At 68.9% G+C, this 695-nt stretch carries 1 protein-coding gene; it reads left to right on the plus strand.

The window, feature by feature from the left end:
* Positions 1 to 695, plus strand: a 695-nt coding sequence (locus tag B1H55_RS12035) for an ATP-binding cassette domain-containing protein (protein WP_080461763.1), incomplete at both ends; no start/stop codon positions are given.

A 695-nucleotide genomic window follows, 5' to 3' on the forward strand; every position in this document is an offset into this window, starting at 1 on the left:
GCTCCCCTGTGCTCTGTTGGCGCCCTCCTGGACGCCAAGGGCCTGCACGGCTCGCGCTCGGCCCGCGCCCACCTCACGCAGCTGGCCGTCTCCAACGGCATCCCCGTAGGCCGCGTCGACAAAGTCCTGGACATCACAGGACTGACCCAGGTGGCCAAGAAGCGGGTCAAGGGGTTCAGCCTCGGGATGGGCCAGCGGCTGGGCATGGCCGCCGCCCTCCTGGGCGACCCCGACATCCTCATCTTCGACGAGCCCGTCAACGGCCTCGACCCCGAGGGCGTCATCTGGGTGCGCGAGACATGCCGAGCCCTGGCCGCGGAGGGACGCACCGTCTTCATCTCCTCGCACCTGATGAGCGAGATGTCCCAAACCGCCGACCACCTCATCGTCATCGGCCGCGGCCGCATCCTCACCACCGGCCCCGTGGGCGACGTCATCGCCTCGGCCACCACCGACACCGTGCGCGTGGCCTCCCCCCAAGCCACCGACCTAGCAGCCCTCCTGACCTCCCAGAACATCACCGTATCCACCCCCGAACCCGGCGTGCTGACCCTCACCGACGCCCCCGCCGCGCACATCGGAGAACTCGCCGCCGCCCACAACATCACCCTGCACGAGCTGACCACCATCAAAGCCAGCCTCGAAGACGCCTACCTCGAACTCACCGGAAGCGCCACCGAATACAACACCGCCCC

This window comes from Actinomyces denticolens, from assembly GCF_002072185.1.
GTDB lineage: Bacteria > Actinomycetota > Actinomycetes > Actinomycetales > Actinomycetaceae > Actinomyces > Actinomyces denticolens.